At 62.4% G+C, this 22734-nt stretch carries 23 protein-coding genes; 16 read left to right on the top strand and 7 right to left on the bottom strand.

Annotated features, from left to right (window positions below; translation table 11 throughout):
* The first annotated feature begins 59 nt into the window (after nt 1-59).
* Nucleotides 60-269, top strand: coding sequence for a hypothetical protein (locus JZM60_RS09835; RefSeq protein WP_207162161.1), 210 nt, complete (start codon nt 60-62; stop codon nt 267-269).
* On the top strand, nt 244-858 hold the full coding sequence (locus JZM60_RS09830) for an ATPase (RefSeq protein WP_207162159.1): 615 nt from the start codon (nt 244-246) through the stop codon (nt 856-858). The genes JZM60_RS09835 and JZM60_RS09830 overlap by 26 nt, the downstream gene beginning before the upstream one ends.
* On the opposite strand, the gene JZM60_RS09825 is transcribed toward JZM60_RS09830, so the two are convergent.
* From JZM60_RS09825 to JZM60_RS09815, 3 genes are read right to left on the bottom strand one after another with little or no spacing between them, the layout of a single operon-like run.
* Nucleotides 855-2180, bottom strand: coding sequence for a radical SAM family protein (locus JZM60_RS09825; RefSeq protein ID WP_207162157.1), 1326 nt, complete (start codon nt 2178-2180; stop codon nt 855-857). The genes JZM60_RS09830 and JZM60_RS09825 overlap by 4 nt on opposite strands.
* A gap of 48 nt (nt 2181-2228) precedes the next feature.
* Entirely contained in the window at nt 2229-2753 is a 525-nt protein-coding gene (locus JZM60_RS09820) for a chromate transporter (RefSeq protein WP_207162155.1), read from the bottom strand.
* A complete protein-coding gene (locus tag JZM60_RS09815) occupies nt 2753-3307 on the bottom strand; it encodes a chromate transporter (protein ID WP_207162154.1) in 555 nt (184 codons plus the stop codon). The genes JZM60_RS09820 and JZM60_RS09815 overlap by 1 nt, the downstream gene beginning before the upstream one ends.
* Before the next feature lie 141 nt (nt 3308-3448).
* Here JZM60_RS09815 and JZM60_RS09810 point away from each other — a divergent pair, with 141 nt between their 5' ends.
* Entirely contained in the window at nt 3449-4543 is a 1095-nt protein-coding gene (locus JZM60_RS09810) for an AAA family ATPase (protein ID WP_207165561.1), read from the top strand.
* A gap of 110 nt (nt 4544-4653) precedes the next feature.
* Here the strand turns inward: JZM60_RS09810 and JZM60_RS09805 are convergent, their stop codons facing one another.
* The 4 genes from JZM60_RS09805 to JZM60_RS09790 all read right to left on the bottom strand — a co-directional run bounded on the left by JZM60_RS09805 (nt 4654) and on the right by JZM60_RS09790 (nt 7124).
* Nucleotides 4654-5097 (bottom strand): DUF2442 domain-containing protein, encoded by a 444-nt coding sequence (locus JZM60_RS09805; protein WP_207162153.1) that lies wholly within the window; start codon nt 5095-5097, stop codon nt 4654-4656.
* Nucleotides 5094-5327, bottom strand: coding sequence for a DUF4160 domain-containing protein (locus tag JZM60_RS09800; RefSeq protein WP_207162150.1), 234 nt, complete (start codon nt 5325-5327; stop codon nt 5094-5096). Before JZM60_RS09800 ends, JZM60_RS09805 begins: the two co-directional genes overlap by 4 nt.
* Nucleotides 5328-5360: 33 nt before the next feature.
* Nucleotides 5361-6653: a geopeptide radical SAM maturase gene (gene gptM, locus JZM60_RS09795; RefSeq protein WP_207162149.1), complete on the bottom strand. Its 1293-nt coding sequence runs from the start codon at nt 6651-6653 to the stop codon at nt 5361-5363.
* Between the two features lie 345 nt (nt 6654-6998).
* Nucleotides 6999-7124 (bottom strand): geopeptide, encoded by a 126-nt coding sequence (locus tag JZM60_RS09790; protein WP_207162147.1) that lies wholly within the window; start codon nt 7122-7124, stop codon nt 6999-7001.
* A gap of 228 nt (nt 7125-7352) precedes the next feature.
* Here JZM60_RS09790 and JZM60_RS09785 point away from each other — a divergent pair, with 228 nt between their 5' ends.
* The 13 genes from JZM60_RS09785 (at nt 7353) to JZM60_RS09725 (ending at nt 22734) form a co-directional block, all read left to right on the top strand.
* Nucleotides 7353-9128, top strand: coding sequence for a TonB-dependent receptor plug domain-containing protein (locus JZM60_RS09785; protein WP_241426213.1), 1776 nt, complete (start codon nt 7353-7355; stop codon nt 9126-9128).
* A 20-nt stretch (nt 9129-9148) separates the two neighbouring features.
* Nucleotides 9149-10003, top strand: a complete 855-nt coding sequence (locus JZM60_RS09780; RefSeq protein ID WP_207162143.1) for an ABC transporter substrate-binding protein — start codon at nt 9149-9151, stop codon at nt 10001-10003.
* 6 nt (nt 10004-10009) lie between these two features.
* Nucleotides 10010-11575, top strand: a complete 1566-nt coding sequence (locus tag JZM60_RS09775; protein ID WP_207162141.1) for a sensor histidine kinase — start codon at nt 10010-10012, stop codon at nt 11573-11575.
* A gap of 302 nt (nt 11576-11877) precedes the next feature.
* The gene (locus JZM60_RS09770) at nt 11878-12828 is read left to right on the top strand and encodes an IS110 family RNA-guided transposase (RefSeq protein ID WP_207162140.1); all 951 of its coding nucleotides are present in this window, start codon (nt 11878-11880) and stop codon (nt 12826-12828) included.
* Between the two features lie 117 nt (nt 12829-12945).
* Nucleotides 12946-14961, top strand: a complete 2016-nt coding sequence (locus JZM60_RS09765; protein WP_207162139.1) for a molybdopterin oxidoreductase family protein — start codon at nt 12946-12948, stop codon at nt 14959-14961.
* 25 nt (nt 14962-14986) lie between these two features.
* On the top strand, nt 14987-15640 hold the full coding sequence (locus tag JZM60_RS09760; protein ID WP_241426212.1) for a Crp/Fnr family transcriptional regulator: 654 nt from the start codon (nt 14987-14989) through the stop codon (nt 15638-15640).
* Nucleotides 15641-15801: 161 nt separating this feature from the next.
* The gene (locus tag JZM60_RS09755; protein ID WP_207162137.1) at nt 15802-16710 is read left to right on the top strand and encodes an NADH-quinone oxidoreductase subunit B family protein; all 909 of its coding nucleotides are present in this window, start codon (nt 15802-15804) and stop codon (nt 16708-16710) included.
* A complete protein-coding gene (locus JZM60_RS09750) occupies nt 16707-17243 on the top strand; it encodes an NADH-quinone oxidoreductase subunit C (RefSeq protein WP_207162136.1) in 537 nt (178 codons plus the stop codon). The genes JZM60_RS09755 and JZM60_RS09750 overlap by 4 nt, the downstream gene beginning before the upstream one ends.
* Entirely contained in the window at nt 17240-18319 is a 1080-nt protein-coding gene (locus JZM60_RS09745) for a hydrogenase large subunit (protein ID WP_207162135.1), read from the top strand. Before JZM60_RS09750 ends, JZM60_RS09745 begins: the two co-directional genes overlap by 4 nt.
* A gap of 29 nt (nt 18320-18348) precedes the next feature.
* On the top strand, nt 18349-18918 hold the full coding sequence (locus tag JZM60_RS09740) for a 4Fe-4S dicluster domain-containing protein (protein ID WP_207162134.1): 570 nt from the start codon (nt 18349-18351) through the stop codon (nt 18916-18918).
* The gene (cooS, locus tag JZM60_RS09735) at nt 18915-20822 is read left to right on the top strand and encodes an anaerobic carbon-monoxide dehydrogenase catalytic subunit (RefSeq protein ID WP_207162133.1); all 1908 of its coding nucleotides are present in this window, start codon (nt 18915-18917) and stop codon (nt 20820-20822) included. Before JZM60_RS09740 ends, cooS begins: the two co-directional genes overlap by 4 nt.
* A 21-nt stretch (nt 20823-20843) precedes the next feature.
* Complete coding sequence (locus JZM60_RS09730) at nt 20844-21722, top strand: ATP-binding protein (RefSeq protein ID WP_241426211.1); 879 nt, start codon at nt 20844-20846, stop codon at nt 21720-21722.
* A 73-nt stretch (nt 21723-21795) separates the two neighbouring features.
* A complete protein-coding gene (locus JZM60_RS09725) occupies nt 21796-22734 on the top strand; it encodes a chemotaxis protein (RefSeq protein ID WP_207165559.1) in 939 nt (312 codons plus the stop codon).

The following is a 22734-nucleotide window of genomic DNA, read 5'->3' as shown; positions in this document are numbered from 1 at the left end:
GAGTTGACCCCATGGAGCGGTTCCGCTAGATTGAATGTGTACCGATTGTGGAGGCAGCCATGAAATCCATTAAAAAGCAAAAAGAATTCCGAGAGCGGCCCAAGGAGCTCTCCGAGAAGGAATTGAACGAAATCATGAGGGCTGTCGCCGAGCGAACCAAGGCGCAGACCATCGAGTTAAAGCAGTTGCTTCGAGACAACCTGCGGCGCGAGCTTGCGTCGGCCAGCGAGGCATTCCAGGCCCATGGCGAAAAACGTTCTCAGGCATAAGCTGATTGTAATTGCGGGGCCAAACGGCTCGGGCAAGACAACCTTCACGAACCAGGTCCTCAGGCACGACTGGTCGGATGGCTGCATTTTCATCAATCCCGATGAGATCGCAAAGAATGAATTCGGGGACTGGAACTCTCCCGAAGCCGTCATGAAAGCTGCAGCCAGGGCTCAGGAACTCAGAGAGGAATGCCTGCTGGGAAAACGGAGCATGCTCCTGGAAACGGTTTTCTCCGTCCCGGAAAAACTGGATTTTATCAAGCGGGCGAAAGAGGCTGACTTTTTCATCCGCTTTTTTTTCATCGGCACCGACAGCCCCGCCATCAACGCAGCCCGCGTCGCCAGACGGGTCATGGCGGGCGGTCACGATGTCCCCATCGCCAAGATCATTTCCCGCTACCAGCGCTCCATTGCCAACAGCGCCCTGGCGATATCAATGGTTGACCGGGCATATGTTTACGACAACTCGATCGACGACCGCGAACCCAAAAAGCTCTTCCGCACCAGGGATGGACGGGTATTCAAGACCTACCGCGATCTGGCTCTGCATGAGTGGGCCAGCATGGTAGTGGAAGGGGTGCCGGCCTAGCGAATCGGCCAGCTCTTCTCCAGCCCCTCCGGGTAAAAGTTATCCCTGGTCCGGTTGTAGTAGCCGTACTGGATCCGGGGGAATTCCCGCTTCACCCGCTCCAGCATCCGGTACATGCCGATCCCCCGCCCCGTGACCCCCATCCGCTTGTTGTAGAAGTCGGGGTCGATGGAGAGGTTCCGCATCTGAATCATGTCGACGCCGGTGTCGCCGATGAACCGCAGGAGCGCCTCCACCTCGTCGGCGTTGTCCGAGAGCCCCGGCGAGACCAGGTAATTGATCATCACGAAGAGCCCCCGCTCCTTGGCCAGCCGCACCGACTCCCTCACATCGGCGAAGCGGTACCCCACCGGCCGGTAGTACTTGTCGTAGAACTCATCCCGCACCGAATTCATGGAAAAGCGCATGGAATCCATCCCCGCGTCGCAGAGCATGGCAATCCGGTCGGGGAAGGAGCCGTTGGAGTTGAAATTCACGATTCCCCGGCTGGTGGCCTTTTTTAGCCGCCGGGTCGCCTCGGCCACGGTGTCGGCCTGCATGATGGGGTCCCCCTCGCACCCCTGGCCGTAGGAGACGATGGGCTCCGGCGCCTGTTCCAGATGGGGCAGGGCCAGCTCCACGATTTCCTCCGGCGTGGGAACGAAGCCGATCCGCTCGTGGTTGGAGGGGCAGCAGTCCGAGGGCTGGAGGCTGATGCACCCCAGACACCGGGAGTTGCAGGCCGGCGACGTGGGAAGCGGCGCCTCCCAGCGGCGGAAGAAGAGGTTCTTGGCGGCGAAGCAGTGGTAATCCACGGCGCAGCGGGCAAGCTGCTCCAGGAGGCGGTTGTTGGGCATCTCCGCCAGCCGCTGCCGCACCAGGGGGTCCAGCTTCCGGTCGTCGTAGTTGTTCGGGTTCCAGTTGTCGTTGGTATCCACCCGGGAGGCGGCCACCACGAAGCAGTCCCGCTCCTCGTCCCACCCCACGGCGGTGTAGGACCAAAGCGGCAGGTGCACCTTCTTCCTGCCGTAATCGCAGGCGGGGAGCAGGGTCCGCACGTACCCCGGTGCCATGAAGGCCGACACCGCCTGCACCGGCAGGGTTCGCCGCCCCTCCCGGACCGTGGCCACGGTCACGAAACGGTGTTGCTTCTCGTCCCAGGCCATGGGGGGGGTATCGGGAATGGTGAAGAGCCGGCTCCCCTCGGGGAGCGGGATCAGCTCCACCCCTTCGGGGAGCACCGCCTCGGGGCCGCTCATGCCGGCCATGCAAAGGGTCGGGTGGTCGAAGATGTTCCCCTGCGCATCGGCGTAGAGGAGTTTGGGAAGGGTTTTTCGTTTCATGGCGTCACCTTATCACGGACCGTCGGCCGTTGCCAACCGGGCAGTTTTTTACTGAAAATGGAGAAAATACCCCAGCGCCCCGGCGCCGAGGATGACGAACAGGGGGCTCACCTTAGTGAACTGGAGGATGGCGAAACCGGCGGCGAAGATGACGAAATCCCTCACTGAAACCAGGGAGGTAGTGCCAAGCTGCCACCCCGCGGCCGCCACCAGCCCCACCACGGCCGGGATGACGCCGTCCAGCACCTCGCGGATCAGGCGGATATTCCGCAGCCGCTCATAGCGCCGCGAGAGGAAAATCATGAGCGCCGTGCAGGGAAGAAAAATGGCGGCGGTCCCCACCAGGGCGCCGGCAAAGCCACCGGCCCGATAGCCGGTGAAGGTGGCGAGAATCGCCAGGGGGCCGGGGGTGAGTTGGGAGATGGCCACGCCGTCCAGAAACTCCTTCAGGGTGAGCCAGCGGTACTGATCCACCATTATCCGGTGCAAAAGAGGGATCAGGACATACCCTCCGCCCACGAAAACCAGGCCGATCTTCAGGAACGTCCAGGCGATGGTGATGAGAGGCCCCATCAGTTATGCCCCTGTTGGAATCGCGCCCGCCCCAGGGACCAGACGGCTGCCAGGGCCAGGAGGGCGAGCCCGTTCACCGAAAAGAACGCGGAGAGTGCAAAGGCCAGTATCGCAACGGCCCAACGCTCCCCCCCCCGGATATTGCGCCCCATGCCGAGAGCCGCCACCAGAATCAGGGCGATGATGACCGGATTCGTCCCCCGCAGGGCCGCCTGAAGTTCCGGAAGCTGGTGATAGCGGAAATAGAGCAGGGAAAGAAGCGAGACTATGAGAAATGACGGGAGAATAAAGGCCGTGGCCGCCACGACACCGCCGATCCTCCCCCGGAGAAAGGAACCGGCAAAGGTGCAGGAGTTGAGAGAAAAGGGGCCCAGGAACTGGCCGAAGGCAAGGCCGTGCATGAACTCCTCGTGGCCGATCCACTTTTTTTCATGGACGCAAACCCGCTCCACCAGCGCCACCACCGCCATGCCGCCTCCGAAGCCGGTAATGCCGATGGCAAGAAATGTGCGGAAAATCTCCCCGAGGGATACATGTCTCTTCGTTTTTTCCATGGAAACTTTTATAGCAAGGGGCATCCGGGGCGGGCAAGGGAAAAGCTCATGCGGTATACATGCTTGCAACTAAACTTCTGGTAAAATTATACTTGCTTGTTTCTGCATGAATCTCAGTTGACAGAGGTCAAGGCAATCGCCATGTGCAAAAAGGTATTCATAGCGGCCACGGGGATGAACTCGGGCAAGACCACCATCAGCGTTTCACTGATGCACCTGGCCCTGAAGAAATACGGCCGGGTCGGCTTCATCAAGGCCATCGGCCCCAAATGCCAGGTCGTCAACGGGTTGACCGTGGATATGGACGCCGCTCTCATGGCGCGCATCTTCGGGCTCGAAGACAACATAGCCCACATGTCGCCGGTGGTTCTGGAGCGGGGCGCCACCAAGAAATTCATCGACGGCGACATATCACCCCTCTGGCCCGCCGAGCGCATCAACGAAGCAGTGCAGGAGCTGGAGCGGAAAAACGACTACCTCATCATCGAAGGCTCAGGCCACGGCGGGGTCGGCTCCGTCATCGGCATGAACAACGCAAAGGTGGCGAAGCTGGTGGATGCACCGGTCATCATGGTCTCCGGCGGCGGCATCGGCAACGTCATCGACTCGGTCCAGCTGAACCTCCCCCTTTACCGGATGGAAGGGGCCGACCTGCGGATGCTCCTGGTGAACAAGCTCATACCCGAGAAGCGGGAGACCTCCCTCTCGTATCTCCAGCGGGCCTTCAACCCCCACAACATCAGCGTCATCGGGGCCTTCGACTGGTCTCCGATCCTCGCCAACCCCACTCTGAACAACATCGCGCGGCTCCTGGCCCACCCCCTGCGGGGAGACCAGAGCCAGGGGACCCGCATCGTCCACCACATGCAGTTGGGCGCCGCCTCGTCCCAGAAGGTCATCGACGGGCTGGAGCAGTCATCGCTCCTCGTGGTGACCAGCTCCCGTGACGAACTCATCGTCACCCTCTCTTCCCTCTACAACATCCCCGCCTACCGGGAAAAAATCGCCGGCCTCGTCATCCCCGGCCACGCCCCGGTATCGGCCATCACCCAGAAAATCCTCGACGACAGCCTCATCCCCTACATCCGCATCCACGAGACCACCGCCGACGTCTTTTCCGCCATGAAGTACCACGTCTCAAAGATCAGCGCCGAGGACACCGAGAAGATCGATCTCGTCAAGGCCCAGGCGGAGGAAGTGCTGGATTTCGACCACCTGGATAGGCTGTTGTCGTAGGGGGATTATCCCCCTCTCCCCTGCCCCTCTCCCACAAGGGGCGAGGGGTGAAATTCCCTCTCCCCGTTGTGGGAGAGGGTGCCCGAAGGGCGGGTGAGGGGGTATTTGATCTACGCCGCCCGGCGCCCCTTGATGGTCTCCCACCCGATGCAGGCAAGCCAGACGTGCCGCGGTATAGGTTTGCTGCCGGTCCGGTAATTGGCCACCATCCTCCGGGACATGCCGATGGCCTCTGCCGCCGACGCCAGGGAGAGGTTGTTGGCCCGCATCCAGGCATCGAACTCGGCCGGCGACGGCTCGCCCGCCTGGGCGCGGCAACGGGAATAGAGCTCGTCCGCGCCAAGCTCAACCCCTTCTCCCCACTCGACGCTGTGCCCGTACCACCCCACCCGTGCCCCGGAAAAGACCGACGCATCCCGCAGCGGCGCCAACAGGGCGAAACGGTTGATCCAGTCGCCGATATCGGCGGTCAGCGTTTCACCCGTAGACCAGCGGATGGTCAGGGTCGCCGGGGGCGTGGCGGTTACTTCCTCGATCCGCGGCGGCTTGTTCATTGTGTAATCTCCTTCCATTTCTCCAGCAACAGTTCCCTATTCTCTTGGGCCCACGCCATTGCCTCGGCCATCTTCCGCATCGGGCGCACTTCGCCGACGAGTATTTCCAGCGTTTCAATGGCGACGGAGCAGCGGTCGCCATCGGTGAATTCCAAATGAAAATGGGGCGTCCCGTGCTCGTTGGGGTAGATGGTCAGTCGGCAGTGTCGGAAATGCTTGATGGTCGGCATATACAGCAATAGTAGTGCAATGGTTTCACCAAGTCAAGATGGCGTCTGATTTCCCTTCTCCACCCCCCGCCGCACCATCGCCTCCACCGTGGCGTCCAGGTGCTCCCGCTGGCACGACACCACGTCCACGGCCCCCGCTTCCGCCAGCCTCATGTAGCGGCAGCCGCCGAAGCAGAGGGGGAGGTAGGCGCAGTCGAGGCACTCATCCTTCTTCCAGATGTCGCGCCCGTAGGCCGGGGCGATGCCGCCAAGATCGTCGCGCAGGTTCCCCACGGCATACCCTTCGTGCCCCATGAAGGCGGGGCACTTGTAGCAGGTGCCGTCGGCATCCACGGCCAGGTCGCTTTCCAGCTCGATCATGCAGGAGAAGGGGCCGGGCTTCGGCACACTGAAGCCCCGTTTCACCAGTTCATCCCGCAGGGTCAGCTCCGCCTCGGCCAGCCACGGCTCCTCGCAGGTGACGCACCCCTCGGCGAAGTGGGGAAGCGCCTTCCCACCCTTTCCCCCCACGGCCGGGGTGAACCGCACCGCGCCGAGCCGCTCGGGGGTGAACCCCTCCGCCAGGAGCAGGTCCAGGAGCACGGGGTACTCCCGCCAGGTCTCCCTGGTGAAGTTCCCCCCCACCTGGATCTTAACCAGATCCGCCACCTCCCCCATCCCCCGCAGGATGTCGTAAAAACTCCCGGCACCGCCGCCGTAGGGGCGGTAGCGGTCGTGGACCGGGGGCGGACCATCCAGGGTAACCTTCACCGACTCGATGCCCAGGGCCGCCAGTTCCGTCATCACCTGCCGGTCAAAGAGGGTGCCGTTACTGACCAGATGGCCGTGGAACAGATCACCCCCGGCCACCTTCAGGGGCGCGGCGATGCGCCGGATCAGGTCCGGCCGCAGGAGCGGCTCGCCGCCGTAGAAATCCAGATCCACCCGCCACTCCTGAGCAAAGCATTCCCGCCCGATCATCGCCACCAGAAGGTCGGCGGTCTCCTCGGCCATATCCCCTTCCGGCGCCTGCCCACCCTCGAAGCAGTAGGGGCAGGCCAGGTTGCAGCGGCGGGTCATGACCGCCACGATCCCCGCGCGGCGCCGCCGGGCGTTGATCCGGTCGAACCAGGAGAGCATCTCTTCACGTTCCGCCTCAGGGCTCGCCACGAGGAAGCCGTGCTTTTCGAGGGGATCAGAAGCGGCAGAGGAAAGGGTACCGGCCCGCGCCGCTTCGAGAGTGGCGGCAGAAACCCGCACCACCGCGCCGGTGCGGCAGGCAAAGAGGAGGAGATGGTCGGGTGAATCGGGGCAAGGGTAGGAGGTGACGTAGCGGGAGAGGATCATGGGGGGCTCCGGAAGAGTGAACCACGGAAGGACCCCCCTCAATCCCCCCTACCTTGTAGGGGGGAAGCGAGCGTGAGCGAAGCAGGGGGGTAGCTGCCTTTGCGCCCTTGCGCCTTTCCCCCTTTGCCGCAGCCGAGTGAGTAAGGCCGGTGCGGAAGAAGGGGGCACCCTGAGCGAAGCGAATTGTGCCCCCGCCGCAGCGGCCGACGGAGCGAGGGAAGCCGCGTCAGCGGCCAAGGCATCGGGGGCGGTTTTCTTTGCGTACTTTCTTTGGCCGCCCAAAGAAAGTACGTGGGGGCCGGGGGGCAAAGCCCCCCAGTCCCTTCGCACTAATTACTACTCGGACTACTCGTCCGGCTGAACCCTAGTGGCTGCTATTGTCGTCTTGCAGCAGGCCATCAGATCCTCCGGAGGCGTCGGACTCCCGGTGTCAAGAACAGTCACCTCGTCAGTTATTTGACTCACAATCATCCCCCCTCCCTCAATAGGCGTTACCTACATAAGCAGATAAAACCGTGGACAATCACCTATTTTATCTGCTATAAAACCGACGCAATTCATAACTTCATATATTTCATTAGAGCATATTGCATGCCAACATCGAGCCCCTTCAAGACTGCGAAAACAGGCGTCGGAACTTTATTCCGGCGCCTATCGTCGCTATTGCTGGGGCTCTTTTGCTTGGTTGTTCTGCCAAACATGATTACCCCCTGCACAGCACAAGCGGAAACCGGCAGCGACCGCGATCTGCTCGGTCTTTACTACGACCCCCAGGAACTGACCGTCACCTCAACCACCCGCTCGCCGCGACCCCTCTCACGGAGCGCCGAGAACATCACCGTCATCTCTGCCGATGAAATTGAGGCGATGAACGCCCACACCCTGGCCGATGTCATCGCCATCGTCCCCGGCGTCCAGGTCACCGGCAATACCGCCCCCGGCTCAAACACCGCCACCGAGTTTGCAGGGGCCACCACCCAGTTTATCCAAATTCTGATCGACGGTGTCCCCATTGACGATCAGGTTGAAAACATGGCTCTCGCCAGCATGGTACCGGTGCAAATCATCGAGCGGGTTGAGGTCCTGAAGGGGCCTGCCTCCTCAAGCTGGGGGTCGTCACTGGGGGGTATAGTCAACGTCATCACGAAGGAACCGGCCCTCCACGCCCCCTTCAGCGGCGCAGCCTCCTTCTCCGGCGGCGAGAACGGCACCCGCGACGGCCGGGGAGAACTCTCCGGCACGGTGGGTAACCTCGGCTACTATCTGTCGGGCGGCAATCTCCAGAGCAACGGCTTCCACCCCTTTAACGCCACCGAAAACAACAATGCTTACGCCAAGCTCCGCTGGAACCTTGCCGACAAAGGGAGCCTCCGTCTCACCTTAAATTCCATGGAAACGTCCCCACAGGTTGGCCTCATCACATACGCCGACTATTCGGATCGATTTAAGCTTCACATACTCCAGTCGACCCTCGCCTTCGATTACACCCTGACCGACCGGCTATCCTTCAATGTCATGATTAAAGGCACGCGGTACGATTATTCAAAAATCAACAACACCATCAGCACCAGCGAACGATTTGCTACCATCACTAACGACGAGAAAACCTCCGGTGGTACGGCCATACTCACCTGGCGCCAGGGGCTCCACACCCTGACCGGCGGGGTTGAGTTCGACCATGGGCAGAGCAAGACAAAGCTCGATTACCCTCTCTATTCATACAAAGATAAGATTTACGCCACAAACGACAAGTGGGGCTTTTTCCTGAACGACACCATCGCCTGGGAACGGCTAACCGTAACCCCGGCGGTCCGCTACGACATGACCAGCCAAACCGGCAATTTCTTCAGCCCCAGCATCGGGGCAACCGTCGACATAACCGGCAAAACCTTACTGCGTGCCTATGCCGCGCGTGGTTACAACCTTCCGGTATTGACTCCAGGTTATTCCAACAAAGACACCGGCTGGACCGTCCAGGCAGGTCTCGAAACCACCGAAATACCGTTCCTCTGGTTCAAGGGCACATGGTTCCGCCATGAGTTCAAGGAGCGGGGCGACACAGTGACAAGAACGCTGAGGGAAGGGTTCGAGATTGAAGCCCGCACAACACCGCTCTACAACACCTGGCTCACTGCCGGTTACGTCTTTACCGATGCCAAAAACCTCGAAACCGACGAAGACATAAATACTGTAGCCCGCCAAACCTGGGATCTTGGCGTCCATTACGACGACAAGACCATTCGCGGCTCCCTCGTCGGCTATTACCGGGATTGGAACACCCCCAGATCCTGGGGCGGCAAGTACAACAATTTCATCTGGGACCTTAACCTGGGATGGCGCTTCTTCAGAAACAACAATGCCGAGGCGGAACTCTTCGCCACCGGCCATAACCTGTTCGACGGCAACCAGTATCACGACGAAATATTCAAAAACCCAAGCCGCTGGTTCGAAGGCGGCCTACGCATCAAATGGTAACGAACACAATTTAGGAAACCATGACCGCACGCATCCTCCACATACTCGCTTTCCTGCTCCTCTGGAGCTTCCCGGCCCTTGCCGCGGAAGTTGCCGTGGTGCAGAGCGAGCGCCTGGCCCCCTTCGACGCCGCAGTGCGCGGCTTCGAGGCAACGGCCGGCGTGCGTTCCGTGGAGCGGTTCGTGCTTTCCGAAACGGGAGGGGTCAACATCGCGCGGGCAGTGCGCGAATCCCGCCCTCGGATCGTGCTGGCAGTGGGACGCGAAGCCCTTGAGCGGGTGAAGGAAATCCGCGAGCTCCCCATCATCTACGCCATGGTGGCAAGCCCCGGCAGAACCGGCAACAACATCACCGGCATTGAGATGAACGTACCGGCGGAGCGCTACCTCTCCCTCTGCAAGAAGGAGCTGGGCGCACGGCGGGTGGGGATAATCTACAACCCGGCCAGAACCGGGGCGCTGGTGCGGGAGGCCCGCGAAGCGGCGGCAAGGCTCGGCATCACCCTGGTAACCCGCACGGCGGATGACCCCCGCGAAGCTGTCCGGGAGCTCGAAGGCCTCCAAACAAACATCGACGCCCTGTGGCTGCTCCCCGACCCGACGGTGATAACCCGCGACACGATGGAGGCCATTGCCGTATTCTCCCGGCAGAACCGGATTCCGGTACTGGCCTTTGCCGCAAAGTACCTGGCGCAGGGAGCCATCGCAGCCTTTGAAGTGGATGCTGCCGACATGGGAAGGCAGGCCGGCCGGGTGGCCCATCGCATTCTTAACGGCACGCCGGTTGCATCACTACAACCCGAACCGCCCGACCGGGCAAACCTGAAGGTGAACCACTCGGTGGCGCGCAACCTTGGCGTCACCCTCAACGAGTAGGTACCCATGGAAAAATCATCGCGCGACGATTCTGCCCAACCAGCGCAAGGACCGAAGCCAACGGGCATTTACCGGAGTTTCCGCACCAAACTCTTCATGGTGACGGCCACCGTCATCGTCATAGCATCTACCGCTCTGACTCTTTTCTTCCTTAGAAGCCAATACACCATACTCCACAACAAACTTGTCACCGAAGGGCAACTGCTGACGGGGCTCCTCGCCCACAATGCCCGGCCGGGGCTTTTTGCCGGCAATCGCCAGCAGCTTGCCGACCTGGCCGCCGGGGTGCTGGCGGTTCCCGACGTATTGAGCGTGACCGTCAGCGACCATGACGGCCAGGCCCTTGCCCATATGGCCCGTTCATCCAATAACGGCCGGGAGAGCGGCATGAGCCGCGTGATTACTTTTTCGAACAAGGTCTTCGCGCTGGAGGGGAAGGGAAGCGAAGAAGAGCTCTTCTTCAATTCCTCCGAGCAACCGGAGAAGAACGGCCAGTTCCTCGGCACCGTTCAGGTCGTGATGAACGGCGAGCAGGTCCACGCCCACGTGGTCCGGCTCACAATGGCGGCCGCCGCTGGGGCCCTGCTGTTTCTGGCTCTGGGTCTCGGCATGGTTTACCTGGTCATCCGCACCATAACCCGCCCCCTCTCCCACCTGGCAAAAGGGGTCAGAACCGTGGAACTGGGGGACAAGATCGAGGTTATCCCCGTTGAGTCCAACGACGAGATCGGCTCGCTCACCGCTTCCTTCAACAGCATGGCAATTGCCCTTCAGCAACGGAAAGAGGAGCGGGAAGCAGCTTTGCGGCAGCTCCGCGAAGTTAACTCCCAGCTGGAAGCAAAGGTTCAGGAACGGACCCACCGTCTTGAAGAGACGAACAAGGAGCTGGAATCGTTCAGCTATTCGGCCGCCCATGACCTGCGGGCCCCTTTGCTGCGCCTCAACGGCCTCTGCAAAGCCATGAAGGAGGACTGCGGCGAGCGGCTTGACGAAGAGACCCGCCGCTACGCCAGGCGCATAGCGACGGTCGGCAAGCAGATGGAGCGGGTGATTTCATCCATGTCCACCCTTTTCAACGTGCAACGGCGCGAAATGGCTCCCAGGGAGATCGATCTGAGCGCCGTGGTGCGGACAATTGTCGCCAATTTGCGGGAGGCCGACCCCCTGAGGGAAGTAGCGGTCAGGATTGACCCGAAGATAACCGCCTGCGGCGATACGGAACTTTTGTGGACCGCCATGGATAACCTGGTGGGGAATGCCTGGAAGTTCACATCCCGCACACCCGATGCATGCATCGAGTTAGGCCGGACCGAGCGTGGGGACGAAACCGTTTTCTTCCTGCGCGACAACGGGGCCGGATTCAACATGGCCTATGCGAACAAGCTCTTCAAGCCCTTCGAGCGGCTCCACACCCCCGACGAGTTCCCCGGCACCGGGGTGGGGCTCGCCATCGTCCATCGCATCATCGAGCGCCACGGCGGCCGCATCTGGTTCGAAAGCGCCCCGGGAGCCGGCACCACCTGTTACTTCTCCCTTCCCGGGTGCCCGCAACCATCCCCGGAAAACACCTAAAAACACTTCCACCACAGAGACACAGAGACACAGAGAAAAATCAAAGATAACGACGGCTCAGGAGTAACACTTTCCGGGTGGATATCTGCAGTTTCGGCAAGCTGCTTTACAACTCCGTGCTCTCTGTGCCTTGTATGTTCAGTATCAAGCAGCTAGTTTTTCTGTGCCGGGCATGGCAGTTTGGTTGTGTCTAGGGCTTCAAGCCCGTCACAGAGCGTAAAGCGCCATGTCCTTTCTTCGCAGCCCGAACGGTTGCCCGGGCTTTATAGCCCGCATCTTCGCAAGAAAGGGACGGGGAAAAAATGGGACTGAACGAATCAGTTGTCGCAGGAGTTGACGTAAGCAAAGAGAATCTCGACGTATGCATACTCCCTCTGGGGATTACGAAGCGGTTCTCCAACGACGAAAGTGGTTGCACCGAGTTGGCGGAAGCTCTTCTCGCAGCAGCCCCAACACGGGTCATTTTCGAATCAACAGGCGGCCTGGAAATGCTAGCTGTCGGTATGCTTTCAGCGGCTTCGCTGCCCGTTGTTATCGTAAACCCGAGGCAGATCCGAGATTTTGCCAAAGCGTGTGGTCTTCTGGCCAAGACGGACAAGCTTGATGCAAAGGTCATAGCCTTGTTCGGCCAGAAGATCGAGCCGGAGATCAGACCTCTCAAAGACGAGGCGGCCCACGAACTCTCCGCTTTGATCTCACGCAGGCGCCAGCTCGTTGACATGCAGGCGGCAGAGAAAAACCGCCTCTCAGCCGCTCCAAAATCGGTGCGCGCGGGGATTGTGCGGCACATCGAATGGCTTGAGCAGCAAATTTGTTCTTTTGATGATGATATTTCCAAGTTCATCCAGTCCTCTGAGCTCTGGAAGGCAAAGGAGCAAATTCTGACCAGCATCAAGGGCGTCGGCCCTGTTACCGCTGCAACGCTGTTGGCAGCGCTGCCCGAATTGGGGACCGTCTCCCGGCACAAGATCAGCGCATTAGCAGGGTTGTGCCCATATAACCGGGACAGTGGTAAACACAAGGGCAAACGAGCCATATGGGGAGGCCGTGCAGCAGTCCGTACCGTTCTGTACATGGCAACACTTGCCGCCATACGATTTAACCCCATCATCAAGGCCTTCTATGACCGTCTAAGAACGGCCGGCAAAGTACATAAAGTAGCCATTACGGCTGCTATGAGGAAGCTTCTGGTCATCCTCAATGCCATGGTTAGAGACAACCGCTATTGGAACGGCAGTATAACTTCGGCTTGACAGAGAACACGGTTGCTCTGTGTTTAAATTGCTTTTTGGGATTGACTTCTCCGTTGCTCCGTTGCTCTGTGTTATTCTTGTTGTCATTCTCAGTTATTCCCCATCCGAGAGGTTCCCATGGCCACTGAAATCAGACGCTCAGTCTGCCCCTATGACTGCCCCGACGCCTGCGGTCTTCTGGCTGAAGTGCAGGACGGCCGCGCCGTACGCGTCTCCGGCGACCCGGAGCACCCTTTCACCCGTGGCACCCTCTGCCCCAAGATGCTCCACTACGAGAAGACGGTCCACTCGCCGTTGCGGCTCACGACCCCCCTCGTCCGCACCGGCGCCAAGGGAAAGGGAGAGTTCCGCCCCGCCCCGTGGGACGAGGCCGTCGCCATGATTGCGGACCGCTGGCGGGACATCATCGCCAACCACGGAGGAGAGTCGATCCTCCCCTACTCCTACGCCGGAACCATGGGGCTCGTGCATCGCAACTGCGGCCACGCATTTTTCCACCGCCTGGGAGCATCGCGGCTGGACCGGACCATCTGCGCCCCGGCCAAGGAGGAGGGGTGGAAAGCGATCATGGGGGATACGCCTGCCCCCCACCCGGATGAGGTGGCGGAAAGCGATCTGGTCATTCTCTGGGGAATCAACGCGGCGGCCACCAACATCCACTTCCTCCACGGGGTGCGGGAAGCCAAAAGACGGGGGGCCAAGGTCTGGCTCATCGATACCTACGAGACCCCCACCGCCGCCGCGGCGGACCGTGTGATCCTTCCCCGGCCGGGGAGCGACGGGGCGCTGGCCCTGGGGATGATGCACGTCATTGCCCGCGAGGGCCTCGTTGACGGGGAGTTCACGGCGGAGCGGGTCCAGGGGTTTGCGGAACTGGCGGACAAGGTCCTCCCCGGCTACGCGCCGGAGCGGGTGAGCGCCCTCACCGGCATCCACCCCGCCGTCATCGAGGAGCTTGCGGTGCTCTACGGCCGCGCAAAGGCCCCCTTCATCCGCCTGGGAAGCGGGCTTTCCCGCTACGGCAACGGCGCCATGACGGTTCGCACCATCTGCGCGCTCCCGGCCCTGACGGGGGCCTACGGGAAACTGGGGGGCGGGCTCCTGGCGTCCACGAGCACCGGCCCGGCCTTTGTCACGACGGAGGTGACCCGGCCGGATTTCATGGCGCGCCCCACGCGGCTGGTGAACATGAACCGGCTGGGGCACGCCCTGACGGAGCTGGACGATCCGCCGGTGAAGTCCCTCTACGTCTACCACTCGAACCCGGCCGCCGTGACCCCGGACCAGAACGCGATTCTGCGGGGGCTTGCCCGCGACGACCTCTTCACCGTGGTCCACGAGCGGTTCATGACCGACACCGCCCGCTGGGCCGACGTGGTGCTTCCCGCCTGTTCGTCCCTGGAGACGGGGGATGTCTACCGGTCCTACGGCACCTACTGCATCCAGCGGGCATGGCCGGCCGTGCCGGCGGTGGGCGAAAGCAGGTCCAACTGGGACACCTTCGCGCTGCTGGCGGCGGCAATGGGATTCGACGAGCCCTATTTCCGCCGGACCGAAGGGGAGATGATCGAGCACCTCATATCCATCCCCACCCCCATGCGGGAGGGAATCGACCTGGACCGTTTCAGGGAAGGGAAAGCGGTGGAACTCCCCCTCCCCCCCGACGCGCCACGCACGTTCAGAACCCCATCGGGAAAGGTGGAAATCCTGAACCCCCTCGACCCGGAGCCCCTCCCGCGCCACCTCCCTACCCACGAGGAACGGGGGGAACACCCCCTCATGCTCATGACCGCGCCGACCCCCTACGCCCTCAACGCCTCCTTTTACGAGCAGGATGAACTGCGGCAGAAACAGGGTGGGATGCGGCTCTTGGTAAATCCGGTCGAGGCGGCGGCACGCGGCCTTGCCGACTGCGAGCCGGTGACAGCCTTCAATGAGCGGGGCGAGGTGACGTTCATCCTTGCGGTGACCGACCGGGTTCCACCCGGCGTGGCCGTTGCCGAAGGGGTCTGGTGGACCGTCCACGCCCCCGGAGACCGGACGGTGAACGCCCTCACCAGCCAGCGCCTTACCGACCGGGGGAACGGGAGCACCTTCTACGATACGCGGATCGATATCCGCGGGAAAGCCTGACAAGGACGCCGCCATGCCAGCCGCCATGAAACTGATCAGCGTGAACCTGCTCCGGCTCTTCGAAACCACGGAAGGCGCAGACCTGGGTAAGGAGTTCAGAAGCCGGCTCTTCCCTCGCAAGGCCCTCATCTACTCCCCTTCCGACGAGGTTGACCGGGTTTTCATCGTCAAGCGGGGCCGGCTTCGGGTCTATCTCTCTTACGGGGACCGGGAATTCACCCTTGCCCTCCTGGAGGCGGGTGACATCTTCAGCACCCACACCAGGGCCTTTGTCCAGACACTGCAGGAAACCGAACTTCTGGTAACCGACACGGCAACATTCCAGAAACGCGTATCGGAGATCCCGGAAGTCTCCCAGGCAATGGTCAAGGTGCTTGGCGAGTTGCTCAAAAATTCTCTGTCGACCATCGAAGGGCTCGTGTTCAAGGATGCGCGGCTGCGCCTGATTGAGTTTCTCGCCACGGCGGCCGCAGACCGGGGAAAACCCGGCAACGGCGGCATAACGGTGGAACTCGGATTGAACACCGAGGATATCGCCCTCCTGGTGGGGACAACGCGGCAGACCATCTCCACCATCATGAACGACCTGATAAAGGCCGGCATCATCGAAAAAATCGACCGGCAGACCATCTGCGTCCGCAGGTTCGATGAGCTGACCGCCTGGAAGGATTCCCTCTAGCAACGCCCCCCGCAGCTTTCCCCATCTTTTTCCCCAAAACTGTCGGCCATACGACAGACCCTTCTCATTTTTTCCCCTAAAGTCGGACTAACGCACGGAGAAAGAGCGACCGCTAACCGGCCGCCATCCCCGGCGTCACCCCCCGATGGAGGGAAGCCACCATGGATACCGTTTGCAATGCCACATCTGACGAGCCCCTGGGGCTCTACCGCATCAATGCCGGCTCCTGCAACGGCTGTGATGTGGAGCTGGCCGCCACCGCCGCCATTGCCCGCTTCGGCGTGGAGCGGCTCGGATGCCGCTACACCGAATCCCCCGAGGAGGCCGCGATTGTGCTGATCACCGGACCGCTTACGGTCCGGGTCAGGGAGAAAATTCTCAGTCTCTACGATGAAGTGCCCGAACCGAAGGTGACGGTAGCGGTGGGAATCTGCCCCGTTTCGGGCGGGGTCTTCCGCGACAGCTACGCCGTGGCCGGCCCGGTGGACCGCTATCTGACGGTGGATGTCAACGTCCCCGGCTGCCCGCCGCGCCCCCAGGCCATCGTTGCCGGCATCGCCGAGGCGGCAACCATCTGGAAGGGCCAGCAGGGGGGGGAGCCGCTTCAGAGGGCGGAAACCGCCGCGAGCCTCTCCGGGGAGGGAGCAACACCGGCCGGGCTGCGGGGGAAGATGCGCTACAACGCCTCCGCCTGCGTCGGCTGCCGCATGTGCGAGCATGTCTGCGCCGGCGGCGCCATCCTCTTCAACGAAGAAGAGGCGGGGCTCCGCTTCACCCTCTGGCACAACAGCTGCGCCTTCTGCGGCCTCTGCCGCCACTACTGCCGGACCGGGGCGCTCTCGGCGACGGAGGAGTGGCAGCTTGCCCACCGTCAGGAGGATAAGTACCGCCTGGTGGAGGAGGGGGTCGTCCCCCGCGTCCCCTGCACCGGCTGCGGCGTGCCGCTCTTGCCGGTGCCCCCGGAGCTACTGCGGGTCGCCTTCCGGGAGACAAACCGGGAGATCTCCCGGCTGGCGGCCCTCTGCCCGGAATGCCGCCAGAAGGAGAGCATTGGAGGGATAAGACGATGACGGACCTGAAGGACAAGGTGCCGGCCGCGCTGGCGCGCCGGATCGGCGAGGAGGTGGCGGTGGAATGGCGCACCGACGCCAAAGGGGTGCTGACCGGCTGGTGCCGGCTTCGGGAGGGGGCGTTCATCCTCCCGGCAGCGGAGGGGGTAGCGGAGCTGGCGGGACGCCTCTCCATGGTGACCGCATCCCGCTTCGACAGAACAAGGGAGCAGGGGGTGCGGGAGGTGGCCTACCACTTCGACCTGGACGGCACAACCCTGACCCTGGCCATTGAGCTCCCCCTGGATGGGGCGCAGGTACCGTCGCTCACGCCGATATTCCGCAACGCCGACTGGAACGAACGGGAATTCATGGAGCTGTACGATATACGGGTTCTCGGCCATCCCGATCCCCGGCGCCTCTTCATCGACAAATCCATCGAGCCGGCGGCCTTCGAGCGGCTCATCCCCTACTCCACCTTCAGCAACGGCGCCAGCAGCAAGGCCCTGTGGGACAAGGTGATGGCCCGCCTTGGCGGGGAGGAGACCCCATGAGCACGGTAATAACCCTCGGCCCCCGGCAGCTCGCCCTGGAGGAGCCGATGTACTTCCGGGTGGAGGTGGAAGGGGAGACCGTGACGGGGCTAGATGTCATGGCCGGGCAGGTCCATCGGGGGATGGAGCACCTGGTGATGAAGCGCAACCTCTACCAGAACATCACCCTCCTGGAGCGCCTCTGCTCCCTCTGCTCCAACAGCCACCCGAGCACCTTCTGCACGGCAGTGGAGGAGATCGCCGGCATCAGCATCCCCCCAAGGGCCGAGTACCTGCGGGCCATTGCCGACGAGATCAAGCGCATCTCCTCCCACCTGTTCAACTGCGCGGTCATCGCCCACATCATCGGCCAGGGGAGCCTCTTCCGGCGGGTGATGGAGATCCGCGAAATCATGCAGGAGACCAAGGAGTCGATCTACGGCAACCGGATGGATCTGGCCGCCAACTGCATCGGCGGGGTGCGCTACGATCTGGGGCCGGAGCAGGCCGGCTGGCTCGGGCGGCAGATGGATCGCATGAAGGGGCCCCTGGAGGAGCTCTACCGGATCTTCGCAGAAGACTCCGCCATCACGGCGAGGACCGGGGGCGTGGGAATCCTGCCGAAGCGGGATGCGGCAGACTACGCAGTGGTGGGGCCAGTGGCGCGGGCCTCGGGCATCGACTACGACGTGAGGACGAAAAGCCCCTACGGCGCCTATGACCGGCTCGACTTCCGGGTGGCGACGGAGGAGGAGGGCGACGTGCGGAGCCGGGCCCTGGTGCGGCTGAAGGAGGCCCGGGAAGCGGTTTCCCTCATCGAGCAGTGCGTGGCCCAGATGCCGGAGGGGCCAGCCTTCGTCGATACCCTGCCGGAAATCCCCGCAGGGGAGGCAGTCGCCAAGTCGGAGGCTCCCCGGGGAGAGCTGCTCTACTACCTCCGCACCGACGGGACGGACATGCCGGCCCGCCTCAAGTGGCGGGTGCCGAGCTACATGAACTGGGACGCCCTGAAGGTGATGCTTAAGGGGGAAAAGGTTTCTGCCATCCCTCTCATCGTGAACAGTATCGACCCGTGCATATCCTGCACGGACCGCTAAGGTGGAGGCCCCATGCAAAGGAGAACGGAATGAAAAAATTGCTGCGCGAGAATGCAATCATCTTTTCCGATCCGGAGAAGTGTCTCGGATGCCATAGTTGCGAACTATCCTGCGCCGTAGCCCACGGCGGGGGCGACCTCCACGCTGCGGCGGTGCAGGGGCAGACGCTCCGCCCCCGCAACCGGGTGGTGGCGGCCGGCGGGGTGACCATGCCGGTCCAGTGCCGGCAGTGCGAGGACGCCCCCTGCGCCTTCGCCTGCCCCACCGGGTCGATCCTCCAGGAGGAAGGAAGGGTCGCCATCCGGGAGAAGAACTGCGTCGGCTGCAAGGTCTGCGTGATGGTCTGCCCCTTCGGCGCCATAAGCGTCAAGGCTGAGGCTGACCCCCCAACCGACGGGCGTACCAACCGTGGGGTGGCGCGCAAATGCGACCTCTGTGCCCACACCGGCAGGGAAGTGCCGGCCTGTATCGAGGCGTGCCCCACCAAAGCCCTCAGTCTCGTCGACCTGGAGGAGTTTCGCCAGAGCCTGCTGGAAGCGCGGGTGGCGGAACTGGCCCAATCCCACAGATATCTCATTCAGAGGAAGGTGAAACCATGACCATGAACTACTCCATCGATCCGTCCGCGGCAACGCTGCTTCCCCTGGCAAAGAAGGAGGGGATCGCCACCGTCTGGGACCGCCACAAAGCCATGCAGCCCCAGTGCGGCTTCGGCCAGCTGGGAGTCTGCTGCCGCATCTGCTGGAAAGGCCCCTGCCGCATCGACCCCTTCGGCGACGGCCCCCAGCGGGGGATCTGCGGCGCCGACGCCGACACCATCGTGGCCCGCAACGTGATCCGCATGATCGCCAGCGGGACGGCAGCCCATTCGGAACATGGCCGCCACGTGGCCCTGGCCATGCTGGGAGTGGCCGAGGGGAAGCTCCCCGACTACACCATCCGGGACGAGGAGAAGTTGCGGGCCGTGGCCGCGAAGCTGGGCCTCGACACCACCGGGAAAGATCTGCATGACATCGCCGGGGAAGTCGCCCTGGTAACGCTGGGAGATTTCCAGAACCAGGACCATGACAAGCCATGCAGATGGATCGCTTCGACTCTCACGGAGAAGCGTCTGGAGCGGCTGGCAGGGCTCCACGCCCTCCCCCACAACATCGATGCGATGGTGACCCAGATCCTGGCCCGCACCCACGTGGGATGCGACGCCGACGCGACCAACCTGATCGTGGGGGGAATTAAGGGGGCCCTGGCCGATTTCGACGGCATGTGCCTGGCCACCGAACTCTCCGACATCCTCTTCGGAACCCCGCAGCCGACAGTTACCGCCGCCAACCTGGGGGTGCTCAAGGAAGACGCCGTCAACATCGCGGTGCATGGCCACAACCCGCTGCTGAGCGAAGTGGTCTGCGACGTGGCCGTGCTCATGGAGGAGGAGGCACGCCGGGCCGGGGCCGGTGGCGGGATCAACATCGTGGGGGTCTGCTGCACCGGCAACGAGGTGATGGTCCGCCACGGCATCCCTCTGGCCGCCAATTACCTTTCCCAGGAACTGGCCCTGATTACCGGGGCAGTGGACGCCATGGTGGTGGACGTGCAGTGCATCATGCCGTCGGTCAGCGAGATCGGAGCCTGCTTCCATACCGAGATCATCACCACCATGGACGACAACAAGATCCCCGGCGCCACCCACGTGCCGTTCCGGGAGCCGACCGCCGCCGAAAACGCCCGGCAGATCGTCACCCTGGCCATCGACGCCTTCCGGCGACGCAACCCGCAGCGGGTGGTCATCCCCGATGCCAAGCAGACCGCAGTGGTCGGCTTCGGCGCCGAGGCCATCGTGGGGGCACTGGGCGCTCTCAATGCCGATGACCCCCTGAAGCCGCTCATCGACAGCATCGCCAACGGCAATATCCGGGGGATCGCCCTCTTCGCCGGTTGCAACAACACCCAGACCACCCAGGACAGCAGCTTTGTCACCATGGCCAAAAAGCTCGCCCGCAACAACGTGCTGCTGCTGGCCACAGGCTGCGGCGCCGGCGCCTTCGCCAAGCACGGGCTCATGACCCAGGAGGCCACCTTGGAGTACGCCGGGGATTCCCTCAAGGCGGTGCTGACGGCGGTAGGAACGGAGGCCGGCCTCGGGGGCCCGCTGCCGCTGGTGCTGCACATGGGCTCCTGCGTCGACAACAGCCGGGCGGTAGCAGTGGCCGTGGCCGTGGCCAATCGGCTGGGGGTCGATCTCGATCAGCTCCCCCTGGTGGCCTCGGCGCCGGAAGCCATGTCCGAGAAAGCGGTGGCTATCGGCACCTGGAGCGTAGCCCTCGGCATCCCTACCCATGTGGGGACCATGCCCCAGATAACCGGCTCGCCGGCGGTGACGAAGCTGCTGACCGAAACGGCCAAGGAGCTCCTCGGCGGCTACTTCATGGTGGAGCTCGACCCGGACAAGGCCGCGGACCGTCTGCTGGCGGTTATCGACGAGCGGCGGCGGGGACTGGGAATCTGAGAAAGGACGGAGGGACAGATCATGTGTGACGGACATCACGGGCACGACCACCATCACCATCATGACGGTGACGCCACGGCAGGCAAAGGAATCAAAATCGCCATCACCGGCAAAGGGGGTGTCGGCAAGACAACCCTAGCGGGGATGCTGGCCCGCGCCTTCGCTGCGGACGGCCGCCGGGTGCTGGCCATAGACGCCGATCCGGACGCCAACCTGGCATCTGCCCTGGGGGTCCCCGCGGAAGAGGGTGCCCGCCTCACCCCCATCTCGAAAATGAAGGAACTGGCCAAGGAACGGACGGGAGCGGGGGACGGCCAGGGGTCGCTCTTCAGGCTGAACCCAACTGTGAGCGACCTTCCCGAGAGGTACGGGATTGAGCACAAAGGGGTGCGCTTGCTGCAGATGGGAACCGTGGAGCAGGGGGGGAGCGGCTGCGTCTGCCCCGAGCACACCATAGTGAAGCGGCTTATGAAGCATCTTCTGCTGGAACGCGATGACGTGGTCATCATGGACATGGAAGCAGGCATCGAGCATTTGGGGAGGGGTACAGCGGAATCGGTGGATGCGCTCGTCATCGTCGTGGAGCCGGGACAGCGCAGCATGCAGACCGCCCGGCAAATCAACGCACTGGCGGGGGATATCGGCATCAAGAACATCTTCCTCGTGGGGAGCAAGATCCGCGATGACGCCGACTGCCGTTTCATCTCCGCCGCCATGCCCCCCGTGTCTCTCTTGGGCTTCATCTCCCTGAGCGAGGAGATCCGGGCGGCGGACCGGGACGGGGAGTCACCCTTCGACGGCGGAGGGAAGGCCCGTTCCGAAGCCCTCAAAATCAAAGATATCCTGACCTCCCAACTCGGACGGAGCGGACCGGCGCACGAAGTCGGTTCAAATCGCTAAAGTTTTACAGACCTCGGCCGATATGTAAATCATGCCTCCGCTCCGGGGGCCATTAATGCGCGAGGTACCGGCAATGGCTGACAACAAGATTCTCCTGGAGAGCGACACCAACGAGCTTGAAATTGTCGAATTCACCCTCAATGAAACCGATGGATCGGGAAAGCTGGTGCCATCCTACTTCGGCGTCAACGTGGCAAAGGTGCGTGAAATAATCCGCAAGCCCCAGATGTGGAAGGTGCCCAATTCGCACCCGGCCATTGCCGGCATGATGAAACTCAGGGACAAGGTAATCACGGTCGTGAACCTGGCCACGACCCTCGGCAAGGGCATTGACTGCCTCGAACCGGACCGGGTCATCGTTCTGGAATTCAACCGGATGGTGGTCGGCGTGCTGGTGAACGGGGTTTCCCGCATCTACCGCATCTCTTGGGAGCAGGTGGAGCCGCCGGTGCGGGCCATCGAGTCGGCCTACGTAACCGGGGTGGTGAAAATGGAGGACCGGATCATCCTGGTCCTGGACTTCGAGAAAATTGTCGGGGAAATCTGCTGTTCGGACATCCTCCACCAAATCGGGCACGACCAGCTCATGGATGAGGTGATCCTGGACCGGAGCCGCTACCGCATCCTCGTGGCGGACGACTCGTCCTTCATCCGCCACAGCATCTGCACGTCGCTGCGGGCCGCCGGCTATAACGTGGAAGAGGCGGAGAACGGCGAAGAAGCCTGGAACATCATCAGCGCCAAGCTGTCCAGCTGCCGGAACGCCGGAACCCCTCTCAGCAACGAGCTCGACCTGCTCATCACCGATGTGGAGATGCCGAAAATGGATGGCCTGCACCTCACATCCCTCGTCAAAAAGGACGATGTCCTCAAGGATCTGCCGGTGCTGATTTTCTCGTCGCTGGCAACCGATGACAACAAGGTGAAATGGAAGGACCTCGGGGCGCTGGATATCATCACCAAGCCCGACCTCCCGAACCTGGTGAAGATTGCCGACGGCATCATGCATTGA

This window comes from Geobacter benzoatilyticus (genome assembly GCF_017338855.1).
Classification (GTDB): domain Bacteria; phylum Desulfobacterota; class Desulfuromonadia; order Geobacterales; family Geobacteraceae; genus Geobacter; species Geobacter benzoatilyticus.
The sequence above is the reverse complement of the archived record's forward strand: the minus strand, read 5'-3'. Positions and strand labels throughout refer to the sequence as shown.

Bases quoted from the DNA above. Each gene is read 5' to 3' on its own strand.
- JZM60_RS09835 (WP_207162161.1), top strand. From the start codon at position 60: ATGAAATCCATTAAAAAGCAAAAAGAATTCCGAGAGCGGCCCAAGGAG.
- JZM60_RS09830 (WP_207162159.1), top strand. From the start codon at position 244: ATGGCGAAAAACGTTCTCAGGCATAAGCTGATTGTAATTGCGGGGCCA.
- JZM60_RS09825 (WP_207162157.1), bottom strand. From the start codon at position 2,180: ATGAAACGAAAAACCCTTCCCAAACTCCTCTACGCCGATGCGCAGGGG.
- JZM60_RS09820 (WP_207162155.1), bottom strand. From the start codon at position 2,753: ATGGGGCCTCTCATCACCATCGCCTGGACGTTCCTGAAGATCGGCCTG.
- JZM60_RS09815 (WP_207162154.1), bottom strand. From the start codon at position 3,307: ATGGAAAAAACGAAGAGACATGTATCCCTCGGGGAGATTTTCCGCACA.
- JZM60_RS09810 (WP_207165561.1), top strand. From the start codon at position 3,449: ATGTGCAAAAAGGTATTCATAGCGGCCACGGGGATGAACTCGGGCAAG.
- JZM60_RS09805 (WP_207162153.1), bottom strand. From the start codon at position 5,097: ATGAACAAGCCGCCGCGGATCGAGGAAGTAACCGCCACGCCCCCGGCG.
- JZM60_RS09800 (WP_207162150.1), bottom strand. From the start codon at position 5,327: ATGCCGACCATCAAGCATTTCCGACACTGCCGACTGACCATCTACCCC.
- gptM (WP_207162149.1), bottom strand. From the start codon at position 6,653: ATGATCCTCTCCCGCTACGTCACCTCCTACCCTTGCCCCGATTCACCC.
- JZM60_RS09790 (WP_207162147.1), bottom strand. From the start codon at position 7,124: ATGATTGTGAGTCAAATAACTGACGAGGTGACTGTTCTTGACACCGGG.
- JZM60_RS09785 (WP_241426213.1), top strand. From the start codon at position 7,353: ATGATTACCCCCTGCACAGCACAAGCGGAAACCGGCAGCGACCGCGAT.
- JZM60_RS09780 (WP_207162143.1), top strand. From the start codon at position 9,149: ATGACCGCACGCATCCTCCACATACTCGCTTTCCTGCTCCTCTGGAGC.
- JZM60_RS09775 (WP_207162141.1), top strand. From the start codon at position 10,010: ATGGAAAAATCATCGCGCGACGATTCTGCCCAACCAGCGCAAGGACCG.
- JZM60_RS09770 (WP_207162140.1), top strand. From the start codon at position 11,878: ATGGGACTGAACGAATCAGTTGTCGCAGGAGTTGACGTAAGCAAAGAG.
- JZM60_RS09765 (WP_207162139.1), top strand. From the start codon at position 12,946: ATGGCCACTGAAATCAGACGCTCAGTCTGCCCCTATGACTGCCCCGAC.
- JZM60_RS09760 (WP_241426212.1), top strand. From the start codon at position 14,987: ATGAAACTGATCAGCGTGAACCTGCTCCGGCTCTTCGAAACCACGGAA.
- JZM60_RS09755 (WP_207162137.1), top strand. From the start codon at position 15,802: ATGGATACCGTTTGCAATGCCACATCTGACGAGCCCCTGGGGCTCTAC.
- JZM60_RS09750 (WP_207162136.1), top strand. From the start codon at position 16,707: ATGACGGACCTGAAGGACAAGGTGCCGGCCGCGCTGGCGCGCCGGATC.
- JZM60_RS09745 (WP_207162135.1), top strand. From the start codon at position 17,240: ATGAGCACGGTAATAACCCTCGGCCCCCGGCAGCTCGCCCTGGAGGAG.
- JZM60_RS09740 (WP_207162134.1), top strand. From the start codon at position 18,349: ATGAAAAAATTGCTGCGCGAGAATGCAATCATCTTTTCCGATCCGGAG.
- cooS (WP_207162133.1), top strand. From the start codon at position 18,915: ATGACCATGAACTACTCCATCGATCCGTCCGCGGCAACGCTGCTTCCC.
- JZM60_RS09730 (WP_241426211.1), top strand. From the start codon at position 20,844: ATGTGTGACGGACATCACGGGCACGACCACCATCACCATCATGACGGT.
- JZM60_RS09725 (WP_207165559.1), top strand. From the start codon at position 21,796: ATGGCTGACAACAAGATTCTCCTGGAGAGCGACACCAACGAGCTTGAA.